The organism is Streptomyces sp. NBC_00207 (assembly GCF_045160965.1).
GTDB lineage: Bacteria > Actinomycetota > Actinomycetes > Streptomycetales > Streptomycetaceae > Streptomyces.
Genome location: NZ_CP130715.1, coordinates 8133513 through 8157818, shown reverse-complemented (window position 1 = coordinate 8157818; position 24306 = coordinate 8133513). Strand labels below are relative to the sequence as shown.

General features: G+C 70.1%; 24 protein-coding genes. 12 read left to right on the top strand and 12 right to left on the bottom strand.

Translation table 11 applies throughout. From position 1 onward, the window contains the following. Positions 1-277 precede the first annotated feature (277 nt). Positions 278-493, top strand: a complete 216-nt coding sequence (locus tag OG472_RS37800) for an IS3 family transposase (protein WP_405942635.1) — start codon at positions 278-280, stop codon at positions 491-493. A 362-nt stretch (positions 494-855) separates the two neighbouring features. Here the strand turns inward: OG472_RS37800 and OG472_RS37795 are convergent, their stop codons facing one another. From OG472_RS37795 to OG472_RS37785, 3 genes are all read right to left on the bottom strand, one after another. Continuing rightward, the gene (locus tag OG472_RS37795; protein WP_405942634.1) at positions 856-1017 is read right to left on the bottom strand and encodes a hypothetical protein; all 162 of its coding nucleotides are present in this window, start codon (positions 1015-1017) and stop codon (positions 856-858) included. Positions 1018-1053: 36 nt separating this feature from the next. Further along, positions 1054-1260, bottom strand: a complete 207-nt coding sequence (locus OG472_RS37790; RefSeq protein WP_401605895.1) for a hypothetical protein — start codon at positions 1258-1260, stop codon at positions 1054-1056. 353 nt (positions 1261-1613) lie between these two features. Continuing rightward, positions 1614-1889, bottom strand: coding sequence for a hypothetical protein (locus tag OG472_RS37785; protein WP_405833548.1), 276 nt, complete (start codon positions 1887-1889; stop codon positions 1614-1616). A gap of 749 nt (positions 1890-2638) precedes the next feature. On the opposite strand from OG472_RS37785, the gene OG472_RS37780 reads away from it, so the two are divergent. Then, complete coding sequence (locus OG472_RS37780) at positions 2639-2857, top strand: hypothetical protein (protein ID WP_405833546.1); 219 nt, start codon at positions 2639-2641, stop codon at positions 2855-2857. Between the two features lie 124 nt (positions 2858-2981). Here the strand turns inward: OG472_RS37780 and OG472_RS37775 are convergent, their stop codons facing one another. Then, positions 2982-3482, bottom strand: coding sequence for a hypothetical protein (locus OG472_RS37775; protein ID WP_405942633.1), 501 nt, complete (start codon positions 3480-3482; stop codon positions 2982-2984). A 76-nt stretch (positions 3483-3558) separates the two neighbouring features. Between OG472_RS37775 and OG472_RS37770 the strand changes: the two genes are divergently transcribed. Next, positions 3559-3984 carry a hypothetical protein gene (locus OG472_RS37770; RefSeq protein ID WP_401605886.1) on the top strand — a complete coding sequence of 142 codons (426 nt, stop codon included), beginning with the start codon at positions 3559-3561 and terminating at the stop codon, positions 3982-3984. Between the two features lie 287 nt (positions 3985-4271). Beyond that, positions 4272-4985: an alpha/beta fold hydrolase gene (locus OG472_RS37765; protein WP_405942632.1), complete on the top strand. Its 714-nt coding sequence runs from the start codon at positions 4272-4274 to the stop codon at positions 4983-4985. Between the two features lie 786 nt (positions 4986-5771). Here the strand turns inward: OG472_RS37765 and OG472_RS37760 are convergent. After that, positions 5772-6392 (bottom strand): TetR family transcriptional regulator, encoded by a 621-nt coding sequence (locus OG472_RS37760; protein WP_401605881.1) that lies wholly within the window; start codon positions 6390-6392, stop codon positions 5772-5774. 333 nt (positions 6393-6725) lie between these two features. Here OG472_RS37760 and OG472_RS37755 point away from each other — a divergent pair, with 333 nt between their 5' ends. Then, positions 6726-7190, top strand: a complete 465-nt coding sequence (locus OG472_RS37755; protein WP_405942631.1) for a hypothetical protein — start codon at positions 6726-6728, stop codon at positions 7188-7190. 69 nt (positions 7191-7259) lie between these two features. On the opposite strand, the gene OG472_RS37750 is transcribed toward OG472_RS37755, so the two are convergent. Beyond that, positions 7260-7652 (bottom strand): nuclear transport factor 2 family protein, encoded by a 393-nt coding sequence (locus tag OG472_RS37750; protein ID WP_401605878.1) that lies wholly within the window; start codon positions 7650-7652, stop codon positions 7260-7262. An 81-nt stretch (positions 7653-7733) separates the two neighbouring features. After that, complete coding sequence (locus tag OG472_RS37745; RefSeq protein WP_405942630.1) at positions 7734-8954, bottom strand: alpha/beta hydrolase family protein; 1221 nt, start codon at positions 8952-8954, stop codon at positions 7734-7736. A 92-nt stretch (positions 8955-9046) separates the two neighbouring features. Between OG472_RS37745 and OG472_RS37740 the strand changes: the two genes are divergently transcribed. The 7 genes from OG472_RS37740 to OG472_RS37710 all read left to right on the top strand — a co-directional run bounded on the left by OG472_RS37740 (position 9047) and on the right by OG472_RS37710 (position 17744). Further along, positions 9047-9640: a TetR/AcrR family transcriptional regulator gene (locus tag OG472_RS37740; protein WP_401605873.1), complete on the top strand. Its 594-nt coding sequence runs from the start codon at positions 9047-9049 to the stop codon at positions 9638-9640. Positions 9641-9819: 179 nt separating this feature from the next. Further along, positions 9820-10395, top strand: a complete 576-nt coding sequence (locus OG472_RS37735; protein ID WP_401605871.1) for a dihydrofolate reductase family protein — start codon at positions 9820-9822, stop codon at positions 10393-10395. A gap of 672 nt (positions 10396-11067) precedes the next feature. After that, complete coding sequence (locus OG472_RS37730; RefSeq protein WP_401605869.1) at positions 11068-11283, top strand: DUF6243 family protein; 216 nt, start codon at positions 11068-11070, stop codon at positions 11281-11283. 785 nt (positions 11284-12068) lie between these two features. Then, entirely contained in the window at positions 12069-13559 is a 1491-nt protein-coding gene (locus OG472_RS37725) for an APC family permease (protein WP_405942629.1), read from the top strand. Next, entirely contained in the window at positions 13556-13993 is a 438-nt protein-coding gene (locus OG472_RS37720; RefSeq protein ID WP_405833534.1) for a hypothetical protein, read from the top strand. Before OG472_RS37725 ends, OG472_RS37720 begins: the two co-directional genes overlap by 4 nt. Next, entirely contained in the window at positions 13986-15383 is a 1398-nt protein-coding gene (locus OG472_RS37715; RefSeq protein ID WP_401605863.1) for a dipeptidase, read from the top strand. The genes OG472_RS37720 and OG472_RS37715 overlap by 8 nt, the downstream gene beginning before the upstream one ends. A 297-nt stretch (positions 15384-15680) precedes the next feature. Then, complete coding sequence (locus OG472_RS37710) at positions 15681-17744, top strand: protein kinase domain-containing protein (RefSeq protein WP_405942628.1); 2064 nt, start codon at positions 15681-15683, stop codon at positions 17742-17744. A 59-nt stretch (positions 17745-17803) separates the two neighbouring features. On the opposite strand, the gene OG472_RS37705 is transcribed toward OG472_RS37710, so the two are convergent. The 5 genes from OG472_RS37705 to OG472_RS37685 all read right to left on the bottom strand — a co-directional run bounded on the left by OG472_RS37705 (position 17804) and on the right by OG472_RS37685 (position 24299). Then, entirely contained in the window at positions 17804-18520 is a 717-nt protein-coding gene (locus OG472_RS37705; protein ID WP_405833530.1) for a 4'-phosphopantetheinyl transferase, read from the bottom strand. 5 nt (positions 18521-18525) lie between these two features. Beyond that, positions 18526-19512, bottom strand: a complete 987-nt coding sequence (gene rfbB / locus OG472_RS37700) for a dTDP-glucose 4,6-dehydratase (RefSeq protein ID WP_405942627.1) — start codon at positions 19510-19512, stop codon at positions 18526-18528. A 245-nt stretch (positions 19513-19757) separates the two neighbouring features. Beyond that, on the bottom strand, positions 19758-20774 hold the full coding sequence (locus OG472_RS37695) for an NAD-dependent epimerase/dehydratase family protein (protein ID WP_405942626.1): 1017 nt from the start codon (positions 20772-20774) through the stop codon (positions 19758-19760). 115 nt (positions 20775-20889) lie between these two features. Beyond that, on the bottom strand, positions 20890-22743 hold the full coding sequence (locus OG472_RS37690) for an NB-ARC domain-containing protein (protein WP_401605852.1): 1854 nt from the start codon (positions 22741-22743) through the stop codon (positions 20890-20892). A 521-nt stretch (positions 22744-23264) separates the two neighbouring features. Then, positions 23265-24299 (bottom strand): acyltransferase domain-containing protein, encoded by a 1035-nt coding sequence (locus OG472_RS37685; RefSeq protein ID WP_405943239.1) that lies wholly within the window; start codon positions 24297-24299, stop codon positions 23265-23267. Positions 24300-24306: the final 7 nt, after the last annotated feature.

Genomic DNA, 24306 nt, shown 5'->3' with positions numbered 1-24306 from the left:
TCATCGGGGCGGCCTGGGGCGCGGAGGCGTAACGGAACGCGAGGGGGGCGACTCCACTTGGTCCTTTTCGGCGTTGCAGCCGGTGCCCTTGATGGGCCGAACGACGGAGTCATCCCCGGGGTCGTCGAGGAGCACGGCGGAGCCGGCCGGCGGATGCAGCGTGCCGGTCGGCTCCTTGGTCGTGCTGTTGCGGCGCCGTCTCGCGGTCCCCTGAGAGGGCCGTGGGCCGCGTGCCGGTTGGCGATGCCGGCGGGTCGGCCTTGGCTCAGACGGGTGGGTGGAGCGGGATGACCTGCTGGACCTCATCCACGGCGGGGATGGGGGCCTCCCCCTGAGTGGTGGACGCGCTGATAAGCGGGCGGACCGGCTCCTGGCCGGGAGGATCCGCGAGGTCCACAGCGCCTCCGGCGGGGCCTACGGTTCGCCGAGGGTGACGGCAGAGCTCCGCGGGGAGGGTTTCCGGGTCAACGAGAAGCGGGTCGCCCGCGTCTGAGGTCGTTCGCCATCACTGGTATCCGGCTGCGCAGAGGCATCCCACCACCGTCCCGGATCCGGCGGCCTCCCAGGTTCCGGACCCGTTCCAGCGGGACTTCGCCGCCTGCGAACCTGCAGACCTGCGGACCAGAGCGAAAGTACACGGGCGACATCACGTATCTCCCCCTCCAGGACGGCCAGTTCCTCAATCTGGCGACCGAGCTCGACTGCTTCAGCCGACGGGTCGTGGACTGGTCGATCGCCGACCCTCGTGACGGACGCGGTGCGGATGGCCGCCCGTACCCGCGGCGGCCTGGAGGGCGACGTGTTCCGCTCTGACGACATGGCCGAGGCCGTTCAGGACGGCGGGGGGCGCAGTGTTCAGGACGGCACGGACCGTCTCGAAGCGGTGACGGCCTTGGCTTCGAGACGGTCGGCGTCCACCACCGCGGGTGCCGCGGTGTCGAGACGGGCGCGGGCGATCCACCCCACGGTGGACCGGGTGCCGTCACCGTCACCCCGTACGCACCGCGCCGGGTTCACCGGCCGGACTTGGTTGCCCAGCCGTGCGCCGACCGGTCAGGTGACCGGCTGCGAGGTCCCGTCAGGCAGCGTGCAGACATAGCCGCCGTAGGGGCGTCCAACGACCTGTCCGCCGGCGGCCGCGCAGTCGTCTCTGGAGATGTTCGGAGACGAGGCGGCCCCAGCGCTGACGGCGCCGACGGCGCTCGCGCCGGCAAGGGTTGCCGCGGCCAGGGCGAGGCCCAGGATTCTTCGGATGCGCATGACTTCCTCCTCCTCTCAGGCGCCTTCGTTCGGCCCTTCGGGAAGGACAAGTCTCAAGACGACGGCGCCCTCTTACTCAGCATGGGCGCTCCGCATGAGGCCCGCGAGGCGAGGCCGGGCGCCGCGCCCGGGTGGTGACTGCCCGGCTCCGGAGAGGCATGACGTCACCGACCTCGACCGGCCGCATCGGTACGCCGCGTGCGCGTCGGTAGGAGCGGGGCGACATCGATGTCCATGGTGTCGAGACTGCCCACCCGGGGCCGCGTTGTGGCCGGGCAGGCCAGGGGTTGGGGAGGCGACGGGCCGTACCTGCCTCCGGCCGGTGCCGGCGGGCGGCTGCCGTGCGCAGTCCTCTAACGCGGTTCGAGGGCCGCCGCCCGGCAGGCACCGGTCGCGGCGCCGCCCGCCACTCCGGCCGCGGACAGCCCGGTCACACAACTCTGCAGGTCTCCGACCACGCCACGGCTGCAGGCCGCTGTGACGGAGTCGGAAGCGGTGGCACCGGCCTGTTCGGCCATCTGTGTGCAGGCGGGGATGTCCGCCCGGGCCGCGGGAGCGGCGAGGACCGCACCGCCGAGGGCGAGGGTCAAGCCGGTGAGGGCACCGGCGATACGGGTCGACGTGCGCATGGGACGCACCTGCCTTCCGGGTTGGTCGCGCGGTCCTGGTCCCGGCGGGCCGGATCCACGCGGTAAGGCCGCCTGGCGACGCCCGGTGAGTGGTGCCTCCCGGCCGACCGGCTCACAGACTGACCGCACGATTCTGCGTCGCATCCATTGAGCCGCAGCCGCACCTGGAGATGGCCGCCAAGCCGAAGGAGAGGACCGCGGGCCGGATGAGGCGCACTCGGACCTCCACTCGCGGGCTCCTCACTCCAGCGTCGCATCCTCTCCCCCGCCCGTCCTGGGCACCCGGTGGGCGGCCGCGCTGAGTAACTGCGATGGTGCGAAGCGCGGTGGCCGGCCCGTCCGGCCGACCAGGTGGATCGGACGGCCCGGGGAGGCGGTCGGCCCGTCCCCCGCACACCACCGGGCGCGGTTCGGCCGAGGAGGCGGCCGGCCTTCGCGTCCCCGCGAGGTGCCGGGTCGCCACAGCGGTGGCACTTCACGGCGAGCGCCGATGGGAGGCGAGTCCCAAGATCCGCACCACTTCCGGACCGGCCCCGCCCAAGGAGCCGCACGGACCGCCGTTTTCGCTGGTCAGCGTGAGCGAAGCCGCTGTACAGCCAGCAGACGAAGAACATTCCTTGTTCCTGCAGCCCCAAGAAACTTGGGGCGCGACAGCACTGCCACCCGAATGGCCCAACATGACGTGTCACCCACATGGGTGAGAAGCTGGCTAGTGCCCCAACCGAGGTAATCCGTGAAAGGGGAACCACATGCGCATTCGACGAAGCCTTGCCGCCGTCATCGCCGCGGCAGCCCTCGCCGGACTCGGCCTCACGGGCGCCGCCACCGCCGCTGCCGCCACCACCGCCCAGGTTGCCCCGTCCGTCGTCACTCCTTCTGAGTGCAAGCAGGGCGGCGGAACGCCCGCGATCAACGAGGACGGCAACTACTGCAAGGGCGGGACGTATAACGGGGAGCAGGTCGACTAAGCCCCACAAGGCGCCCCGTAGCCACGCGCCGCGGGGCGCTCCCGCGCGAGCGTAGCCGGGAGTCGCAGGGCCCGTGCGGGCCGACGAGCAATCGTCAAGGGTTGTGGACGGACGATGTGTTCGGTCAGTCGCAAATCCCGAGATGCAGGATGGTGGCCCAGTCGCTGGTGACCAACAGCAAGCTGCGCCACCAAATGTCGCCCGTGTACGGGGCGCCTACATCGCCGCAGGCTCGGACGGGCCCCAAATGCGCTTCGATGAGGTCGGCGACGCCATCGGCGAGTTCGCCTGCCTGCCGGATCTCAATGGGCGTGCGCAGGTTGGCATCCGGCCACCTGTTGGCGGGCTGCATGAAGCCGTCGGTCACCTGTAGGCGGAGGATGTCCCGCCAGGCTCGTGGTGACTCGAACGGGTCGACCGGCGCGCTCACCTGGTGTCCACTGACCCCAGCGTCGTACACGGATTGAGCAAGACCCTTCATCCAGTCATGACCGGGTGTCGTCCCAGCCACTGGGACTACAGGGAGGAGGTATATGGACGACACATGGTTGCAGTCGTCGAGCAGCTCCTCGAGCGGTTCAGCTGCGGCTGACACCGCGTCTGGAGCGTCGAATGGGTTCAGCATGGGCGTCCGGGTCCTCTGTACGGTTCTGCGCAAAAGTCATTTGGTCCGCTTGTCGGACACACCTACCCTCTGGCCCATGATCCATATGAGGAATGGCGAGTTGCGCGGCTATCAGGTGGGACCTGTACGTGCCGAGCTTCGCGAACTCACGGTAAGTGACGACCGTGAAGGCATGCTCGAAGGGACGCCTCAGCTACACCGGCGCTTTCGCCTGATGGGCATCGAGAAGGCGATGGCTAAGACGCCGCATTTGTATGTGCATGATCTCGACGAGCTCCGAGCCGATGCGGAAGGGCGAGTCGAGGAGTGGCTGCCGCGAGAGGCGGTTCATGCTCGACTGACGTCATGGTGGCAGCCCGAAGACATTGCAGAGCACGGGCATACGGTGCTCTCAGTGATGTGGTTCCAAACGGCAGCGCAGGATCCCTTCGCCCGCCTGGCCACGATCGTGCGTCCACTGGACTGGACTTCGCTTGCCAAGTTCGTCCCCTTTGAGGACTAGGGTGCTGATCCACAGGCCCTGAGCATTGCCCCAGCACGGGTCAGGCCCGCCGAATACGGCAGGGTCGGCATCCAACACGGTCTCCAGCAGGCGGAGTTGTTGCGGGTCGAGCTTGCGGCGGGCGCCGCCGGGCCCCTTGGAGGCAAGGGCATGTCGGCCGCCCGAAGCACAGCGCCGCCCACGGCGGCCGTCACGGCCCGACGTAACCCGCACCGTTGAAGATCTCTAGGGCGCGTACCGAAAGTATTTTCTAGAAGGTCGTCCGGCTGCCCGGCTACGGTGCGGGCATGGTGAATTTCGTGCTGGTTGCAGGTGCACGGCTCGGGGCGTGGGCGTGGGGCGACGTGGTGCCGTATCTGCGTGCGGCTGGCCACGGCGTCCATCCGTTGACGCTGTCCGGTCTTGCCGACAAGCGGGGTGTACCGGCGGGGCAAGCGACTCACGTCCAGGACATCGTTGCCGAGGTAGAACGCCAGGGTCTGCGTGACGTAGTCCTGGTGGGTCACAGCTACTCGGGCATCCCGGTCGGTCAGGCCGCGGAGCGGATCGGTGACCGACTGGCCCGCGTGGTATTCGTCGACTCAAGTGTTCCAACTGACGGCGAGTCGTTTGTCTCCGCCTGGCCGGACGGCGGGGCGGCAGTGGAGGCATCGATCGCCGAGAACGGAGGGTTTTGGCCGCTCGCGCCAGCTGCTCACTACGATGGCGAAGGTCTCACCGATGAGCAGATCGCACGCCTCGTGCGTGGCTCGACGCCTCACCCAGGTGCCACGCTGACCGAGCCCGCTGTGCTGGCGGGGCCGCTCGGTGAACTTCCGGCGACATACATCCTGTGCGTGATACCGGGGGCCGAGCCAGACGACGCCGAGCCCGACGAAGATGTGGCCGAGCTGCTGAACAGCAAGCGCTGGCGGCTGGCCAAGATGGACACCGGTCATTGGCCGATGTTCTCCCAGCCGCGCGAGCTGGCGCAGATTCTCCTCAATGCTGCCGTGGAGTGAGAGCACCTCCACGCCTGCGAGCTTGTTTTGGACGCGCTTGATGTGTGCTGCTCACAGCCATTCGCCGATGGCCTCTACGAGGACGGCCGCCTCATAGCGGACCGCTGGCTTGTCGTATCGCGTGGCGACGGCGCGGTACCTCTTGAGGCGGTTGATCCCACACTCGACCGCGTGGCGCTCACGGTAGTCGACCGGGTCGGACTTCGGCGGCCGGCTACCGCGAGAGCCGCGCTGTTTGCGGTGACGCGCCTGGTCGACCTCGTCCGGGATGGTGCAGCGGATCCCCCGGCGACGCAGGTAAGCGCGGTAGCACGGTGAGTTCCGCGGGGAGTTGGACGGCCGCGTCGCGGATGGCCGACAGGTGCGCGCCGTGGTCCGCGATCGGCCCGGACAGGTCGACGTACGTCCGCCTCGTAGAGGGGCTTGTCCGGGGAAGAGTAGTTCAGTCGAGCGGGTACTGGGCCGTGCCCCGCCAGCCGCAGGTGTGCGGCGCGGGGCCGGCCGCGCCGGCCGTCGTGGACGAGCCACTCGGTGGACGACGGCACGTACGGCCCGCTGCGCGTCCCCGCAGGGACAGACTTGCATCGCGCTCACAGGGCGTTGGGCGCCGGGCGCTGCCCATACTCGCGTACATCGACCCTGCGTCAGATCAGCTGCTGCTCAGCGAGCCGGCATGGGTCCGGCCCGGTACAGCATCGGCGCGTTGTACCGGGGCGGACGCCATACCACTCTGGGGCTGCTCCCGCGCGCCGGAGAACGGTTGGCGGGATTCGCCGGAGCGGTCGGTCAGCCCGTGCTCCGGCTGTCGTCGCTGAGGCTTGGCGGCAGGGGGCCGGTGAGGTAGTGCTGGATGGTGGGGGCGATGAGGTCGGTGACGGAGGGGGCGGGGAGGGTGGCGATGGTGCCGATCTGCCAGATGTAGCGGTTCATGACCATGCCGACGATCTGGGTGGAGATGAGGCTGGCCCGCAGGTTGCGTTCGGTGTCGGGCAGGCTGTGGGAGACGACGGCCAGTACGAGTTCGGAGTACAGCTGCCGCAGGCGTTGCAGGGCGGCGGGTTCCTGGGCGGCGGTGAGGATGATGGCGCGCAGGATCTCGGCCGAGACGGGGTCCTCCCACAGGTTCAGGGCGGCCTGCACGAAGGCGTGCCCCCGGCGGTCCATGGGCTGTTCGGCGGCGGCGGCCACGGCTGCGCCGAACTCCTCGGGGGGCTGCATGACCTCTTCCAACAGCCCGGTCTTGGTGCGGAAGTAGTAGTTCACGAGGCCGGGGTCGACACCGGCCTCCTGGGCGACCGACCGGAGTGAGGTCGCGGCGTAACCGCGCGTGGCGAAGGATCTGCGGGCGGCGGCGACGATCTTGTCCGCCTGCTCTCCGCGTTCACCCCGAGGGCCTCGTCCAGTCACTCCGCATCACCTTCCGTAACGATCACAGGAGGGGGCTTCCCCTCGGCGGTAGTTTCAGCATACGTTGAAATTAGTTTCCACATGTGAGGAAATTGCGAGGGCGTTCGTCTGGCGCGAGACCCTTGTGACCGCCTTCGGCAACCTGGCCGACGACCCCGAACTCAAGGTTCACCCCGGGAGGCGCCGCAGTCGCCGCCTTCCGCATTGCATCCACTCCACCCAAGACCCACGACCCATGGCCCCACACGACAGCTCACAGGTGCCGTTCCAGCCCCCTCGCCGTGTCCGCGTGCGTGAGCACCACTTCGACCCCGGACAAGGAGTCCCACCCCCGTGAACCGCACACCCGCCGTCGCCATCCTCGCTTCCCTCGACACTCACCGCCTGATCGTCACCCTTCCGAACCAGGGTCCCGCCGACGTCCGCTCGAACCTCCCGCGCGCCACCGCCGCCGCCATGCTGCGCCGCCTCGCCGACGAGCTCTACGCCGAGCAGCACCTCCCTGCCCTGCCCGGGGAAACGTTCGCCGTCCTCACCCAGCAGCTCACCCGCCGCCACCGCCCCGCCGAGGCCGCCCGGCACACCGCCGACGCCCTCGCCCATCACACCCGCGAGCTCGCCGACATGCTCGCCGCCGTCCTCGACCGAGGCATCCCCGCCGAAGCCCCGTCGGTCGGCCGGCACCTGGTCTCGATGCTGCGCAGCCATGCCGTCAGTCTCGACAGCCCGCCCCGGGCCCCCATCGACAATGTGTTCCACCTCGCCGCCACCCGCCTCACCCGCCGCACGCACCGATGAGTGGCGCCACCCTCGCCGAGGGCCACGAGACCGCCGAGCGTGCCTGCCGGGCACCTCGCACGGTGAGGGTCAGCGGGCACTGCCGATGTTGCGGTCGGCGTCGGAGCCGCTCAGCATCATGGTGGTTTCCTCGATGCGGTGGAAGCGGCCGTCGGGGGCGAGTTCGGCGAAGACGTAGACCTCCATGGCGACGGTGGTGCCGTCGTTCTTGGTGATGTGGCAGGTGTGCCGGTCGGCGTACTTGTCGCCGTCGTACAGCTCGTCGTGGACCTCGACCTTTCCGCTGGCGACGATGGTGCGCAGGTGGCTGATGTGATCGAGGAACTCGGCGCGGTCGGCCCACTGGCCGTCCGTGCGCTGGCGGTATCCGGGGGTGAAGTGGCGTTCGGCGGCCTCGTCCAAGGTGATGCCGTGGTTGAAGAGCAGGTCGTTGAGGGCGGCTTCGATTCCGGTGCGGTTCATGGGCGCTTCTTCCTTGTGGTGTGAGGCGGTTCGGAAGGATCGGGCCCGGGTGACGGGGCAGTGGTCGGGCCGGCCGGGTTTTCAGGCGGCGGTCGCGAGGGTGGTGTCGAGCCAGTCGTAGATGCGGGCGAGGGCCAGGCGCATGGCACCGGGGTGGCAGTGAGCACCGGCGCCCTCCTCGTCGGTGAACAGCATCAGCGTCTTGGGGCAGGTCAGGTGTGCGTAGAGCTGCTCGGGCTGGCCCTTGAAGAACTCGTCCTCCGCGGCGTCGCACACGAGGGTGGGGCACTGGATCCGCTCGGCGATGCCCCCGGCGAGGGTGTAGTCGAGGTAGGAGGCGCTGAAGGCCCGGGGCGTGTCCACGCCCATCACGTACATACCGTGGTTGATCGCCCACCGCGCGGTGGCGTCCTGGGCCGCGATCCGTTCGAAGCGTGCGTCGAGTTCGGGGGCGGAGTCCGCGCGCAGGAGCCGTTCGGCCTGGTCGCGGTCGCCCGGGATGTTGCGGGTGGATATCTGGCCGAGGTCGTAGACGCCGTCGACGGCGATCAGGGCGGCGAGGCGGTGCTCGAACGCGGCCGCCCTGGGGGCGAGTACGCCGCCCATGCTGCTCCCGAGGAGCGCGATGCGGCTGTTGTCGACCTCGGGGAGGGTCTCGGCGAAGTCGACGACCGGGGTGATGACGTTCTCCCAGTCCGGGCGGAAGACCATGCCCTGGTGGTGGCGGGGGCCGGGCTGCCCCGGGCCGTCGAAGGTCAGGACGGTGTACCCGCGCTCCACGGCGGCCAGCGCGCCGCTGAAGTGGAGTTCCTCGGCGGTGCCGTCGAAACCGCTGTGCATGATCAGGGTCGGGCGGGGCGTGCCGGTGTCGTCGGCCCGGTAGAGGTAGCCGAGCAGGGTGGTGCCCTCGCAGGGGATGCGGACCGGCTCGATGCGGGGGCTGTAGAGCGCGGCCGCGGTCTGGAAGCAGGTCACGCTGCGGTCGTAGGCGTAGTCGTGGCGGGGGTCGCACGGCTGACCGTGCTGGAAGAACTCCGCCGACCGGTAGTAGTTCGAGGCGCGCAGGAATCCGTCCCGGGCGCTGATGGTGTGTCCCGCGTCCAGGGCCCGCCGGGCTTCCGCGGCGACCCGGTCTGCGGTCGCCATCCACTCCTCGTGCCAGCTGTCGTAGTCGCCTTCCTTGATGCGCTCGCTGGTGGAGACGACCTCGCCGAAGTCGGCTCCGCCGTAGGCGATGTGGCTCATCGAGCGCAGGGTCTTGTACCAGAACTGGGTGTTGCCGGGGAACAGCAGCGGCTTCATCACACTCTCCTTAAGCACAGATCTGTGCGTACGGCAGGGACTGTAGACCTGGCGGGCGCCAGGAAGCAAATATTTGTGCTTACGATGGGTGAGTGACTTCGAAACAACCGGCCCCGCGCCTCCGCAAGAGCCCCGAGCAGGTCCGCTCGGCCGTCCACCAGGCCGTCATCGACCTGCTGTCCGACCCCGAGGGAGCGGACCTCACCATCCCGGCCGTCGCGCAGCGCGCCGGGGTGAACCACACCAGCGTCTACCGGCGCTGGGGCAGCCGGGAGGCTCTCCTGGCCGACGTGGTGGTCACCCGCCTCGAACGGGACTGGCCGCTGGCCGACACCGGTACCCTGCGCGGCGACCTGACGGCATGGGCCGAAGCGGGCGTCGCGAGCATCCGCACGCCCGAAGGGCGACTGCTCATCCGGGCCGTCGCCCTGTCGATGCCGGGCAGCGCCACGGCGCAGGGAGAGCGCGCGCAGCAGTTCGAGCGCCGCATCGGCGCGATCGAGCGGATCCGCGACCGCGCTGCCGCCCGCGGCGAGGTCGCCCCGCCCCTCGACCAGATCCTCGACCAGCTCGTCGCGCCGCTCTACCTGCGGGCGATCTTCGGCATCGACCCGCCGGCCTCCGGTTACCCGGAACTCCTCGTGGACCGTCTCCTCGGAAGCACGGCCACGCCGCAGCCGACCTGAGCACGGACCACACCTGCGCACCCGGCCGTGGGGCGGTGGCGCCCATGAAACCGGCGGCCGGTCGTTCGTGGTGATCTTCGCCTGGCGCGGGGAGATCCGAGGCCGTTCCGCGAGCCGTAGCGAGTCCTGCGGCGTCCGGCGGCCGTAGGGTCGAATCCTGTTCCCGAGGAGGACTTCTGATGCGCAGCGTGACCTACTCGATGGGCGTCTCCCTTGACGGCTACATCGTCGGGCCGGACGGCGGCTTCGACTGGACGACGCCCGACGAGGAGGTCTTCCGCTTCTGGATCGACGAGATCCGAGGGGTCGGCGTCCACCTGATGGGACGACGGCTCTACGAGACGATGCTGTACTGGGAGACCGCCGACCAGGATCCCTCGCTCGGCGACCCCGAGCTGGAGTGGGCCTCGCTCTGGAACCCGCTCCCGAAGGTGGTGTTCTCCACGACGCTGTCGGCGGTGGAGGGCAATGCCCGCCTGGTCTCCGGCGGCCTGGCGGAGGAGATCGAGAGGTTGCGAGCGGAGCCGGGGGAAGGCGACATCGCGATCGGTGGCGCGACCCTCGCCGCCGAGGCGGCCGCGTTGGACCTGATCGACGAGTACCAGGCCGTGGTCCACCCGGTACTGGTCGGCGGCGGCATTCCGTTCTTTGCCCGGAACGAACGCCGGGTGGATCTCGAACTCGTCGAGACCCGCACGTTCAGCTCGAAATTCGTCTACCTCCGCTACCGCGTAGTGCGCCAGGCCGACCTCTAGAAGTCGCCGACGCGCTGGGCCGGCCGTCCGGGAGGGTCTGCGGCGTCCGTCCAGATCGTAAGCTCGACTCGGTGCCGGCCTGCCAGTCCTCACGGCCGGAGGTCGAAGGCCGGAGGCCGTTCCCGACTGTCTTCGACGAGCGCGCGCGTAAACGTCCGAGGCGTCCGAGCCGGCAGATTGGCGCGCTGGGCCAAGGCATCGACCGACAGGTCCGCGTCCGGGTGGCCGGCGATCCACCGCTGGAGCTCACGGAGTTCCTGGCGATGCGTGAGCTGCGCCTGCCGTCCCGGATGAAGATCGGGGCCGCTCCGACAGCGACGCCGGGTTACCGGTGCACCGGCTCCCCCGCACTGTCCCCATGCGTCGTCACCCGCCGACCGGCGGGCAGACCTGCCCCGGACGGGCGGCAACCACCTACGGGTGCTGGCGGCGCTGAGGTTCCCGGAAGGAAACGACTGACCCCGGGCGCTCGCCGAGGCCCTGGCCGGCGCCGGGGCGGCAAAAGGGTTGGTGTGCGGGGCCGACGGAACCGGGTACCGTCTTTGTCATGTTCTTCCAGAGGCCGATTTACGAGTGAGAGCGCGACGGGCCCGCTGACGTCCTTCGACATCGCCGCACCCGTCCCCCACCGATGAATCCGTAGATCACTTCACATCACCACCGGGAGAACCCGTGACCGACAGCAAGAACATCAACAACCCCGTGGGCCAGGGCGGCGGCCAGCGCAAGAAGCTGTCCCGCGCCGAACGGCAGAACAACGGTCCCCACCGCAACCGCGACCGCCAGGGTGCCGCCGACCAGAAGGCGGAGCTGGTGCGCAAGATGCGCGAGAAGGCACGCGCAGCCGAGAGCGCCGGGCAGGCGGGCGACGACACCGCGCAGAGCTGACGCGCCGCCGCCGCAGCGCGGCACTGCACGGGGCAGGGCCCGGACCGCGACGCGCGGGCCCGGCCCTGCTGCCGTACCGGGCGCGGCGGGTCCCACTCAGCTCCCGGCCGACCACCCGGGGTGGCAGCCCGCGCCCACCCCGATCCGGACGGGCCCCGGCCGATCCCCGCGGCCCTGGGCCTGCGCAGCATCAGCTCTGGCCGGGCGGCGGTAGCCCGATCAGGGCGTCCAAGTACCTCCGCACCGGCCCGAAGATCCCGTACGGGACGTACCCGGGAAGCTCAGCAAGGGTCACCCAGGCCGCCTCGGCAATCTCCGCGTCGGGGCTGCGGCACGTGCGAAACCATCCGCAACATCGCAGGCGGCGTACGGCATACGCCTTCCGGTAACCGCCCACGCGATCGAGACCACCGCGGTCTGCGCACACCTCCAGCTCGTCGCGTGGACCGTGCTGCCCCTCCCCTCCGTGTTCGACAGCCTCGAGTCCTCACCCCGTACGACGCCCGCGCGGCGGGACAGACCGGCCCCCACTCGGTCGCGGTACCTCGGCCCGCAAAGGCGGCCGCCCGTCGCGAGCGACGCCGCCTGAGCCCAGCGGCCTGCCAGACCCGCCGCTCGGTACAACGTGATGTACCGAGCAGCGTCGGGCTTCGAACGCCACCGACAGCCATCGCCGCTCGAACGGCGGCTCGGCTGCGGAGCCGAATGGCCCAGCCTGACGCGCGACAGGAAGGCGTGGTGACGAGGATGGAGCGTTAGGTAGTACTCGCTCGAGGAGGTACCCGATGAGCGCCGCGGACCTGCCGGCCGACGACGCCGGACGATCGGACAGAGCCGGGGTCAAGGACGCGGCCCGTACTGCCGTCGGGTCGAACAAGATCACCTGGTTGACGTTGGCGCTGATGACGACCAGCTCGGTCGCGAGTCTGCGGGCCTCGCCCACCATGGCGGTGTACGGCCTCGCCTGCGTCTTCCTCTACCTGGTGCCGGCCGTCGTGTTCCTCCTGCCGACCGCCCTGGTGTCGGCCGAGCTGGCCTCCGGCTGGAGCGGCGGGGTCTACAACTGGGTGGCGCAGGGCCTGTCGAAGCCACTGGGGTTCCTGGCCGTGTGGTGCCAGTTCGCCATGACGATCTTCTACTACCCGAGCCTGCTCGCGTACGTCGCCAGCACCATCGCCTACGTGATCGACCCCGCCCTGGCCAGCAACGGCCTGTACACGGCCATCGTCATCATGGTCCTGTACTGGACCGGCGTATGGGTCTCCTCCCGCGGCACCAACGCCGTCGCGGGCCTGGCCTCCTGGGGCCTGGTCATCGGCACGCTGATCCCCGGCACGCTGCTCGTGGTCCTCGGCGCCGTCTTCCTCGGGCAGGGCAACCCCTCCGCCGCGCCGATGACCGCCTCGCACCTCCTCCCGGAGTGGACCGGCATCGCCAGCCTGGTGCTGATCGTGAACAACTTCCTCAGCTACTCCGGCATGGAGATGAACGCGGTCCACGTGAACAAGCTGCGGGACCCGGCCAAGGAGTTCCCGAAGTCGATGTTCCTGGCCATGGGCATGGTCCTGCTGATCTTCATCCTCCCGGCCCTGGCCATCAGCTGGGTCATCCCGCCGAGCCAGCTCAGCCTGACCGCCGGCGTGATGCAGGCCTTCGACGCCTTCTTCCAGTACTTCCACATCGGCTGGCTGGTGCCGATCGTCGCGTTCGCGCTGTGCGCCGCATCGCTCGGCGGCATGCTCACCTGGCTGGCCGGCCCTTCCAAGGGCCTGCTGCTGATCTCCCGCGAGGAGGGCTACCTGCCGCCCTTCCTCCAGAAGCTCAACGGCCACGGGATCCAGCAGAACATCCTCGTCACCCAGGGCGTCGTGACCACGGTCATCGCCCTGATGTACGCGCTGATCCCCAACGTCTCCAGCGTCTACTGGATCTTCTCGGTCATCACCACGCAGGTGTACCTGATCATGTACCTGCTGATGTTCATGGCCGCGATCCAGCTCCGCAAGAAGTTCCCCGACCACCCCCGCGGCTACCGGGCCCCGATGCTCAAGACCATCTGCTGGGTGGGCTTCGTCGCCTCGGCTCTGGCCATGGCGATCGGCTTCATCCCGTCCTCACAGTTCGGCGGCGGCAGCGTCTGGGCGTACGTCGGCATCGTCGGCGGCGGCCTGCTGCTGCTCGGCGTGGTCATCCCGTTCGCCTTCCTCAAGTCCCGCAAGCCCAGCTGGCGGCAGCCCGACGCCGACGCGGCCCGGGTCGAAGGAGGTGCGGCATGAGCCCCACCCGGATGGCCTCCGAACACAAATGGATCTACATCGGCTCGATCGTGGTGCTCGTGGCGATGATGATCATCGGGATGTTCACGTACAAGCAGCAGCGGGCCACCAACCAGGCCCACGAGAAGGCGAACCAGCTGAACGACGCCCTGGTCGCCCAGGGCTTCCGGCCCCGCAACGCCGGCAACATCGCCAACGTCCTGGGCACCGACGGAGGCGCCGTCTGCGCCGATCCCAATTCAGCGCTCAAGCGCGGCCTGTGGCTCATCCAGATGGCCAACGGCGCCACCGGCCCCGGCATGCGTCCCGTCATCGCCGACGGCCGAGTCCTCCAGGCGGGCGCCGAGGTGATCAAGGTCTACTGCCCCGAGAAGCTCGACGCCTACCGGGAAAAGATCGCGGACCTCAAGACCTCGGACACCGTCAATGACTGACGGAACCGGCGGAACGAGCCGGACGGGAAGCGCCGGCACGGCCGAAGACCTCGCGGCCCGGGTGGCCGCCCTGATGCCCCGTGCCAAGAAGGACCTCGCCGAGCTGGTCGCGATGCCCTCCGTCGCGGACCCCCGCCAGTACCCGCCCGAGGACTGCCGGCGCACCGCCGAGTGGGTCGCCGCCGCCTTCACCGAGGCCGGGCTGCACGGCGTACGCCTGGAGCCGACCCCGGACGGCAGCCTCGCCGTCCTCGGCCACCGCCCGCCGCCGCCCGGCGCACCCACCGTCCTGCTCTACAGCCACTACGACGTACAGCCCCCGCTGGACGACTCCGCCTGGCACTCCCCGCCGTTCGAGCTCACCGAGCGCGACGGGCGCTGGTACGGGCGCGGCGCGGCCGACTGCAAGGGCAACATCGTCATGCACCTCACCGCCCTGCGGGCACTGGGCGACGACGTGCCCGTCGGGCTGAAACTGGTCGTCGAGGGCTCGGAGGAGCAGGGCACCGGCGGCCTGGAGGCATACGTACCGGAGCACACCGACGCCCTGCGCGCGGACGCCCTGCTCATCTGCGACACCGGCAACGCGGCCGTCGGCGTCCCCACCGCCACGACCGTGCTGCGGGGCCTGGCCAACGTCGTCGTCACCGTTTCCGCCCTCGCCGGCGACCTGCACTCGGGCATGTTCGGCGGCCCCGCCCCCGACGCCCTTGCCGCTCTGATCCGGATCCTCGACTCGCTGCGCGACGCCGACGGCGCCACCCGGATCGACGGCCTGGACACCGACGGCACCTGGCAGGGCATCGGCTACGACGAGCGGCAGTTCCGCGACGACGCGGCCGTGCTCGACGGGGTCGCCCTGCTCGGCACCGGCAGCGTCGCGGACCGGCTGTGGGCCCGCCCCGCGGTCACCGTCCTCGGTATCGACTGTCCCCCGGTGGTCGGCTCCGCCGCCGCCGTGCCCGCCCGGGCCCGGGCCCGGGTCAGTCTCCGCGTCCCGCCCGGTACGGACGCGGCCGCGGCCGCCGGAGCCCTGACGGCGCACCTGGAGCGCGCCGCCCCCTGGGGCGTGAAGGTGTCCGTCGAGCGGGAGGGCCTGGGCTCGCCGTTCCGCGCGGCGACCGACGGGCCCGCGTACACCGCGCTCGACCGCGCGATGCGGGAGGCCTACGGCCGGCCGGTCTCCTTCCTCGGCCAGGGCGGCTCCATCCCGCTGTGCAACGTCCTCGGCGCCACCTTCCCCGACGCCGAGCTGATCCTCATGGGCGTCGAGGAACCGCGCTGCCTCATCCACGCCCCCAACGAAAGCGTGGATCCCACCGAGATCGAGCGGATGGCACTGGTCGAGGCGCTCTTCCTGAGCCACTACGCCGACCGGGCCGGGAACTGAGCCAGGCCTGTGGCTGACGGACGAGCGGGAGATCGGTTCGCCGTGGCGAGCCTTCACTCACGGTGTTGAAGTCATCGACTCGACTCCGAAACCTCCTTAGGCTCCCGACCGAAGCCTCGGCGGCCGTCGCGGCCACCACCCCGCCGGTCACACACCGACGCCCGCCCCCGGCCGACCAGGGGGACGGGCTGTCAGAGGCACCCCGGTCGGGTCTCCGCAACGGCCTCGCTTGACTGGTGGTCGGCACGACAGGTAGGGAGAGGCTGTTCATCGCGCAAGGTGTGAAACGGGGGACATATGAAGCCGCTCGAAACGGGTGATCCCACCTCGCTCGGCGAGGGCCGCTACCGGCTGGTGGGACGGCTCGGCCAGGGGGGCATGGGCGTGGTCTACCTGGGCCGCTCCCAGTCCGGCCGTGCGGTCGCCGTCAAGGTCGTACGTCCCGAGCTGAGCACGGAGCCCGGGTTCCGGCGCAGGTTCGCCGACGAGGTCGCGGCCGCGCGGCGGGTCGGCGGGTTCCACACCGCGCCGGTGGTCGACGCCGACCCGGAGGGGGAGCCGGCCTGGCTGGTGACGGCCTTCGTGCCCGGTCCCACCCTGCAAGCGGTACTGGCGCGCGTCGGATCGCTGCCCCTGGACACGCTCACCGTGCTGGCCGCCGGCCTGGCCGAGGCACTCGAGGCGATCCACCGAGCGGGGGTCATCCACCGCGATCTCAAGCCCGCGAACATCATCGTCGCGGAGGACGGACCGCGTGTCATCGATTTCGGCATCGCGCGCGCCCTGGACGGAACGTCCCTGACACAGACCGGCCTGCAGGTCGGCACGCCGGGATTCCTGGCACCCGAGCAGCTCACCGGCGGTGGCGTGCTCACCCCCGCGGTCGACATGTTCGCTCTGGGGGTGGTGCTCACCCGGGCGGCGGGCGGCGCCCCCTTCGGCGACGGCCCGTCCGCGGCCAGGCACTTCAAGGTGGTCTACGAGGAGCCGGACCTGACCGCGGTGCCCGGTGAACTCCGCGCAGCCATCGGCGCCTGCCTGTCCAAGGACCCGGCGGCACGGCCCACACCGGCCGCCTTCCTCGCTACCCTCACCGTCCGCCACCCGGACGGTGGCTCCTGGCTGCCGGAGGCGGCGACGCAACTGCTCCCGCCCGCGGAACCGGTGGTGCGTCCCACCACGCCGGACAGCCCGCCGGACACCGCGCAGGAACTCCCGGTCCCGGACACCGCCCCGCCCGCCGTCGCGGAGCCCCGTACGGACGCGGAGCCCCGTACGGACGCGGAGCCCCGTACGGAACAGTCGCGCACCGTGACGGGGCCCGCGGCGCGGCTCTCCCCCGCCCCCGCGCAGGTGCCGCAGGCGGTTCCGGAGAAGCCCCGGCGTCGCCGCGCGGTGGTGGCGGCGGTGCTCGTGGCGTCTCTCGCAGCCGTCGGCCTGTACGTGTGGCATCCCTGGACCGACTCCACCAAGGACAATGCCAAGCCCGGCGCCGCCACGCCCACCGGATCCGCACCTGCCCCTGCCCCGTTCCCGACCGATCCCCTGCTGATCCGGCAGGACACCGCCCCGGGCTGGCCCGGGACGTGCAACGGCGTCATCGCCCGCCGGGACGCCGCCGCGGAGAAGTCCGTGCAGCTCATCGCCGGGGGCGCGGGCGCATGCGACACCCTGCCCCAGTGGTCACCCGACCGCAGGTCGTTCGCGTTCACCCGCAGCACCTCCGAGGGCACGGCCGTCTGGACCGCCAATGCCGACGGTTCGAACGCTCGGCGGATCACCTCCATCGCCGGCGGCAGGGTGTCCTGGTCTCCGGACGGCAGCCGGCTGGCCGTGCTGCGCATGAAGGACGGCGTACAGCAGCTGTTCGTGGTCGGCGTCGCCGACGGCGCGGCCCGCCAGCTCACGTCGGGCGGGAGCCCGGTCGAGGATCCCGCGTGGTCGCCGGACGGCAAGAGCATCGCGGTCTGCCTGCAGACGGGGCCCGGGAACTGGCAGATCCACGTGGTCGACCCCGCCGACCCGAACCGGGCCCCACAGCAGGTGACCCGGCTGCCCCATCCGGCACTCGACCCGGTGTGGTCACCCGACGGCGCCACCTTCGCGTACACAGCGGGGACATACGGCACGGGCAGTCAGGGCGACATCCGCCTCGTGGACGCCGACGGCAGTGACGATCGTGACCTGGTCGCCACCGGCGCCCACGAGATGGACCCCGCCTGGTCCGCCGACGGCACCTGGGTGGCCTTCGTCCGCGGTCCGTACGAGACGCCCGTGATCTGGGCCGTGCGCGCGGACAAGACCGGCGAGCGCCCGCTCACCACCGGCGCCACCACCGAGGGGCATCCCGCCTGGCGCTGACTCTCGTCGGCGGCGGAGGACCGGGTGGTGACCGGGCCATGCGGCGAAACCTCTGACGGCTACGCTCCGTATGACCGGCTGCACCCAGCCCGAGGAACGGGCCCCGCGGCGGTGGACGGGACGGTGGCGGGTTCGGCCACGGCGGCGGCCACCAGGGTGGAGGTGGCGACCCAGCGGCCCTCGTAGGCAAGGGGTGTGAGGTGTTCCGGGGAGGGGTGGCGGCGTCGGACGCGAACGGTGAGCGAACCGTCCGTACGCAAGGCGATGTCGGCCTCGCCGAACTCCAGCGGCAGGCCGGTCCGCGGGAACCACGCTTTGTACACCGCCTCCTTGGCGCAGAACAGCACACGGTCCCAGCAGATTTGCGGGACAGTGGCGCTCAGCACGCGGTGCCTGGCGTATTCGGCGGGCATCGCGACGGCCTCCAGCACATGCGCGGGAAGCGGCCGGTGGGGTTCGGCATCGATCCCGAGGGCGGCGAAGTCGCGGCGGCTCGCCACTGCGGCCGCCCGGTAGCCCTCGCAGTGCGTCATGCTGCCCACCACGCCCGCGGGCCATGAGGGGGCTCCGCGTGCGCCCGGCAGCAGGGGGGCCGGCGGCCGCCCCAGCTTGGCCAGCGCCCGGCGGGCGCAGAGGCGGGTCGTGGCGAACTCACGGCGGCGTCCGGGCGCGGCCCGCGCGATCGCCGCCTCCTCCTCGGGGAACAGGCAGGCGGCGGGATCGTCGGCGAACGCCTCGGAGACCGACACGGCGGCGGGCAGGATCTCGTCGATCACCGGCGTCAGGGCAGGAGCGCCGACGGCGCGTTCCGGGCCGCCTTCCACCACTGGGGGTTGTCCCGGTACCAGGCGACGGTCCCGGCGAGCCCCTCGTCGAAAGCGATGCGCGGCGACCAGCCGAGTTCTTCACGGATCTTGGTGTCGTCCAGGGAGTACCTCAGGTCGTGTCCCTTTCGGTCGGTGACGTACCGGATCATCGACCGGTCGGCTCCGCACAGCCGCAGGATCCGCTCGGTCAGGGCCAGGTTGGTCAGTTCGTTTCCGCCGCCCACGTTGTAGATCTCGCCCGCCCCGCCCCACATCAGCACGTGGTGCACGGCCCGGCAATGGTCGTCGACGTGTACCCATTCGCGGCGGTTCCGTCCATCGCCGTAGACCGGGAGCGGAATGCCCTCGAACAGATTGGTGACGAACCGCGGGATCAGCTTCTCGGGGTGCTGGTACGGGCCGTAGTTGTTGGAGCAGCGGGTCACCGAGAGGTCGAGGCCGTGGGTGTTCCAGTAGGAGCGGGCGACGAGGTCGGAGCACGCCTTGGACGCCGCATAGGGGGAGTTGGGCAGCAGCGGCCGATCCTCGGTCCAGGAACCCTTCTCGATCGAGCCGTACACCTCGTCGGTCGAGACGTGCACGACGCGCTCCACGTCGGTGACCAGCGCCGCGTCGAGGACGGTCTGCGTACCGAGCACGTTGGTGCGGAAGAACTCGGCGGCGCCCGTGACGGAGCGGTCGACGTGCGACTCCGCGGCGAAGTGGACGACGGCGTCGTGCCCCGGCAGCAGGTCGAGCAGCAGCTCCCGGTCGCAGACGTCGCCGCGGACGAAGGTCATCCGCGGGTGCTCGGCGGGCAGGTTGGCGCGGTTCCCTGCGTAGGTCTCCTTGTCCAGGACCGTGACCCTGGCGTTCTCCGCCCCCTTGTACTCCCCCGCGAGCAGGGACCGTACGTAGTGGGAGCCGATGAACCCGGCGCCCCCGGTCACCAGGAACCTCATGACACGGCCTCCTTCGGCTCGGAGAGCCGGCCGACGGCGGCGCCGTTCACGAGGGTGGGGAAAGTGCGGCGCCCGGCCGGGTGGGTGCCTCGGGGGGCTTGGGGGGCTTGGGGGGCTTGGGGGGCTTGGAGAGCTTGGGGCGAGATGAGGGACATGATTCTCCGCGGTTCGAAGTGGGGGTTCTCTGCTCGACAGCGTCCTCGGTCCGCTCGGGTTCGTGGGGCTGCGCGATGGACGCATCACCGCTAGTCGAGGTCGAGCCGGTATCTGAGGTCCGCACGGACGGCCCGCATCCCTTCCTCGATGTTGAGGAAGGGGGACGACACGAGGTCCGCCCACACCCGGGACGTGACGGAGAAGTCCGTGCTCGCGCCGCCCGCCGGGTACTCGTGGAGGACGGGCACCGGCTGGTCGAAGAGGCGCTCGGCCACCTCCAGAAGCCCGTCGATCCGGAAGGACCGCCCGCTGGCGAAGATCTTGCAGACGTACGGGTCCCTGCCCAGGGTGCGGGAACGCACGGCATCCATCGTCGTGACCGCCATCCGTGCGCAGTCCCGCGCGTAGATGTAGTCGCGCGTCGTCCTCGGCGCGGCCCGCAGGCGCAGGGGTTCTCCGGTCAGCTGTGCCTTGACGAGGGCGCTGACCAGGCCCTGGTTCTTGCCGAGGTTCTGTCCGGGACCGTAGAGGTTGGCGATCCGGCCCGCCACCACGGGCAGCCGCCATCGGCGCGACAGGGCCTCGGCCTCCTTCTCCACGGCGAGTTTGGCCTCGCCGTAGGCGTTCTGGGGAGCGGGGGTGGAGAACTCGGTGAAGGGCGCGTGTGCCGAGCCCGCGTACGCACCGCCCGCCGACGATGCGAAGAACAGGGCGCCGTCGGAAGGGCGGCCGGACCGTTCGAGTCCGTCGTGGATTCCCGCGAGCATGCGGCCGACCTGGACGCGTTCTCGCTCGACCTGCTCGGCAGGGGTGTGGAACACGGCCAGGCCGGCGCACCAGTAGAGGTTCCAGCGGTCGGTTCGAGCGGCCAGCTCCCTTCCCAGTTCGTAGAGTCGGGCACAGGCGCGGGCGTGGTCGTCCCAGGGGACGCGCACCCGTTCGCTCAGGCGGCCGCCCAGCGCGGCGCGGACGTGCCTCCCGAGCAGGCCTCCCCCGCCCACCACGAATTCCCTGGTCTTGACCGCCTGTTCGCCCGCTGCCGGGCCGTACTGTCTCGGCAGCAGAAGTACCTCGCTGTCGGGCGGATACGGAAGGACACGGCCCATCGTCCGGCTTCCTTTCCTCTGGGGATCATGGGGGGGGAGGCGTCTTGTGCCGATCACGCGCACGGCGTGGAGTTCCGGCCCTTCGCGCGAAGAGGGCCGCCGTTGGAGCAGGGGACTAGGCCGAGCGGCGGACGAGCCCCGCCTCCCTGCACCGGGCGACGTTCATGACGTGCCCTCGTGCGGGCGGTCCGGGGTGGTGCTGCCATGCGGCTTCCGAGGACTGCTGCCTCGCGTCGCGCACGAGGTTCCACACCACTTCCTGCTGGCGCGTGTCCAGCACCAGGGAGACCATCCCCTCCCAGGCCACGCACAGTTCGATGAACTCCTGCTGGAGGTCGAGCCGCGCCGCGAGCTCGGCCGACCGGGTGAGGGTCCGCAGCACCACATGCCCGTCAGGACTCGGCGAGGGGCTGACACGGCTGGAACCCACGAGGCCGTTCGAGGCCTTGTAGTGGAGGAAGGCGGCGCGGATGATGCGGCGCTGCTCGTCGAACGTGATCTTCTTCTGTGCTTCCAGGTGCGCCGCCTGCAGCAGCAGCGGATGCACCCGGTAGGCGCCGGCCCGTGTCCGCTGCAACAGCGCCCGGTCGGCGAAGCGCCGGCAGGCGCACCGGACCAGATCGGTCGACAGGCCGAGCGCGGCCGCGACCGAGGTCTCGTCCAGATCGGGACAGGGCAGGAGCGACAGCCGCAGATAGCGGTCGTGGTCGAAGTCCTCCAGGGAGGTGAACGAGGTGATGAGCCGGCCGATCAGGCTGCGTCCTGGCACCTCCAGCTCGTTGAAGACGGAGGTGGCGGCGAGCCGGTCGCTGAGCTCCCGGAGGTCGAGGAAGTCTCGGGTGGAGATGCGCGCCGCCGCCAGGCGCAGGGCCAGCGGCAGGTTGGCGCACTGCTGGATCAGCGCCCGCGCGTCCTGGGTGTCGAGGCTCTCGAAGCGCTGGTCGAGCATGCAGCTGAGCATTTCCAGGCACTCGTCCTCGTCCGGCACTTCGAGCGAGGTGTGATGAGCTCCGTCGATGCCGTTGAGGATGATGCGGGAGGTGATGATGCAGGCGCTGTCGCGCGAGGGCGGTATGAGCGGTTCCACCTGCTCGATGTCGCGGGCGTCGTCCAGCACGACGAGCAGTCGCTGACCGGCCGTGATGGTCCGCCACTGCGCCAGCCGCCCTTCCTCCGACGAGGAGATCTCGTCGTCCGGGATGCCTTTCTGCCGCAGCAGCACCCCGAGGGCGCTGGACACGCTGGCCGTGCAGGACGACGAGAAGCCGTCCAGGGAGACGAAGAACTGGCCGTCCGGATAGTGGCGGGCCAGCAGGTGCGCCAGGCGGACGGCGACAGCCGTCTTCCCGACTCCGCCCATTCCGTGAAGGGTCGCCACCGACGGCGAGTGCGGCCCCTGCCCCGAGAGGAGGGTGTGCAGTTCGTCGATCTCGCGTTCGCGTCCGCCGAAGTCCTGGAGGTCCCGCGGCAAGCAGTTCGGCCCGACCGGGACGCCGGGCCATGCCGGGAGGGGCGGCGGTAACGGACTCTCGCGGGCGTGCGTCCCGCTCGACGGCCGGCCGGCCGGGGCGGGTACGGCGGTATCGGAGTGCGGGTGGACCGGCTGCCTGTGGATCTTCGACGCCACGCGCAGTATCGAGGTCAACTCGTCGGAGCGTCCCCGCTCCTGGAAGGCCTGCACCGTCTTGTTCAGGAGCACCCGGTGCTGTTCCACCAGTTCGGAGATCCAGTGCTCCTGCCCGCGGGGCTCCGATCCCTCGCAGGGCCTCCCCCGCCAGAGCGCCAGCGCCGAATACGCCACCGACAGGTCCTCGTCGCTCGCGAAGGCACTCGACATCGCCCGGTCGTAGAGCCGGCAGAACTCGGAGACGTCGGAGTGCTCGGGCGTCAACTTCAGCATGTAGCCCTCGTGGGACGTCGCCACCAGGTCCCAGCCCTGGTCGAAGCTGAGCCTGAGCGCGGAAATCATCTTCCGCACCTGGTGGTGCGCGCTGGACGGACGCTTTCCCTTCCATGCGGCGTGGAGGAGTTCCTCCATGCTCACCGAACTCTCGGGATGGAGAGCGAGACACGAAACCACGGTCCGGTATTTCTGTCCGGTGAGTCGCACAAGCGCGTCGTCGCACCGCACCCGGAGTGATCCCAGCACATCGAAACGGATTAAACCCATTGCATTTCCCCCGTGCTAACTATTCGACCCGGCCAAGGTGAATATTTATCGAAGAGCCGTCCGTGTGATCTCGACCATCAACCCCCTGACGCGCAGCGGAAAAGGCTGAAGAAAGAAGGGGGAGCGGGATTCGGTAGGAACAGCGGGGAGAAGAGGACGGGAAAACATCTGCGGAATCGATAACCGTTCAACGCTCGGCAACAATACCAGCATCCTTCCGATCCATGTACTTATTTTTTCGAACATGCAAACTTTTGACAAACTCTGCACAGTACGACCTCAGGAGCCCCCGCCCCGACCCATTAAGAGTCGTTGAGGACTCAACTGAACAGCTCGACCACCTCACGCCGGACGGAATTCCACTGTTCGACCTCACGTCGATGACGCGGCATCGTGGTGACTACTTCGGAACCTCCTTCGCGAACCGATGGCAACCGGCGGACAGCCATGCAAAGGACCGTTCCAGGGCCGATCTCCACAAACGTGTGCGGACTGGAACCACAGTTGCTGACGATCGCCTTCCAGAAGAACACCTTTTCGGCCATCTGATGCGTCCAGAACCGAGCGGGTTCCGCATTCCGATCGCTGACCCTTCGTGCCGAGTAGGCCGAGACCATCGGTAACCTCGCCGGCGACAGCTCCCGCTCGCGCCGCGCCAGGAAATCCTCGAACTCAAGGGCGGCCGGGGCCAGGAGCGGGGAGTGGAACGGCTCGGCCGCCGCGGCGCGCATGCACGACACCCCCCGGGCGCCAAGGCCTCGCACCGTGTCCGGGAGGTCCTCCTCCGCACAGCTCACAACGCACTGGTTGTCCGCGTTCTCCGCCGCGACGACAGCCCGTCCGCCCAGGGCGTCGAGGTGCTCCTGCACCTCTGCCTCCGTGCCGCGGCAGGCGATCATGCCGCCGCGGGGAGCCTCTTCGAGCAGCCGGGCCCGCTCCTGCAGGAGCGCACCGGCCAGTTCGAGGTCGAAGACGCCCGCGAGCGTGGCCGCCGCCAATTCACCCACGCTGTGCCCGATCAGGGTCACGTCGGCGCCCTTCAGGTCCTCCAGCCAGACCCTTCCGGCGGCGTAGCCGATCCCGAAGAGCAGCGGCTGGGCGATGGCCCCCTGCTCGAGTTCCCGGGGAGAGCCGTGACGCCACACCTGCCTGAGCCGCTGCGCGCCGGCGCCGAACGCGTCGAAGAAGTCGTCGAGCGCCCGGCGGAAACGGGGGTCGGCGTCGTAGAGCGGGGCCCCCATCGCGCCGAACTGCGAACCCTGCCCGGGCAGCATCAGGACGAGGGGTCCGGGCGAGGTGCCCGCCCCGTCGGACGACCGCTCCCCCAGGGCAGCGGTCGGCGCTCGTCGCACCATGTGATTC

What these genes read in the sequence shown, in the direction of transcription:
- OG472_RS37735 (WP_401605871.1), top strand. Translation starts at nt 9,820, where the DNA reads ATGCGCAGCGTGACCTACTCGATGGGCGTCTCCCTTGACGGCTACATC.
- OG472_RS37715 (WP_401605863.1), top strand. Translation starts at nt 13,986, where the DNA reads ATGACTGACGGAACCGGCGGAACGAGCCGGACGGGAAGCGCCGGCACG.
- OG472_RS37745 (WP_405942630.1), bottom strand. Translation starts at nt 8,954, where the DNA reads ATGAAGCCGCTGCTGTTCCCCGGCAACACCCAGTTCTGGTACAAGACC.
- OG472_RS37690 (WP_401605852.1), bottom strand. Translation starts at nt 22,743, where the DNA reads ATGATTTCCGCGCTCAGGCTCAGCTTCGACCAGGGCTGGGACCTGGTG.
- OG472_RS37790 (WP_401605895.1), bottom strand. Translation starts at nt 1,260, where the DNA reads ATGCGCATCCGAAGAATCCTGGGCCTCGCCCTGGCCGCGGCAACCCTT.
- OG472_RS37785 (WP_405833548.1), bottom strand. Translation starts at nt 1,889, where the DNA reads ATGCGCACGTCGACCCGTATCGCCGGTGCCCTCACCGGCTTGACCCTC.
- OG472_RS37685 (WP_405943239.1), bottom strand. Translation starts at nt 24,299, where the DNA reads ATGGTGCGACGAGCGCCGACCGCTGCCCTGGGGGAGCGGTCGTCCGAC.
- OG472_RS37770 (WP_401605886.1), top strand. Translation starts at nt 3,559, where the DNA reads ATGATCCATATGAGGAATGGCGAGTTGCGCGGCTATCAGGTGGGACCT.
- OG472_RS37750 (WP_401605878.1), bottom strand. Translation starts at nt 7,652, where the DNA reads ATGAACCGCACCGGAATCGAAGCCGCCCTCAACGACCTGCTCTTCAAC.
- OG472_RS37720 (WP_405833534.1), top strand. Translation starts at nt 13,556, where the DNA reads ATGAGCCCCACCCGGATGGCCTCCGAACACAAATGGATCTACATCGGC.
- OG472_RS37775 (WP_405942633.1), bottom strand. Translation starts at nt 3,482, where the DNA reads ATGCTGAACCCATTCGACGCTCCAGACGCGGTGTCAGCCGCAGCTGAA.
- OG472_RS37710 (WP_405942628.1), top strand. Translation starts at nt 15,681, where the DNA reads ATGAAGCCGCTCGAAACGGGTGATCCCACCTCGCTCGGCGAGGGCCGC.
- OG472_RS37725 (WP_405942629.1), top strand. Translation starts at nt 12,069, where the DNA reads ATGAGCGCCGCGGACCTGCCGGCCGACGACGCCGGACGATCGGACAGA.
- OG472_RS37780 (WP_405833546.1), top strand. Translation starts at nt 2,639, where the DNA reads ATGCGCATTCGACGAAGCCTTGCCGCCGTCATCGCCGCGGCAGCCCTC.
- OG472_RS37695 (WP_405942626.1), bottom strand. Translation starts at nt 20,774, where the DNA reads ATGGGCCGTGTCCTTCCGTATCCGCCCGACAGCGAGGTACTTCTGCTG.
- OG472_RS37765 (WP_405942632.1), top strand. Translation starts at nt 4,272, where the DNA reads ATGGTGAATTTCGTGCTGGTTGCAGGTGCACGGCTCGGGGCGTGGGCG.
- rfbB (WP_405942627.1), bottom strand. Translation starts at nt 19,512, where the DNA reads ATGAGGTTCCTGGTGACCGGGGGCGCCGGGTTCATCGGCTCCCACTAC.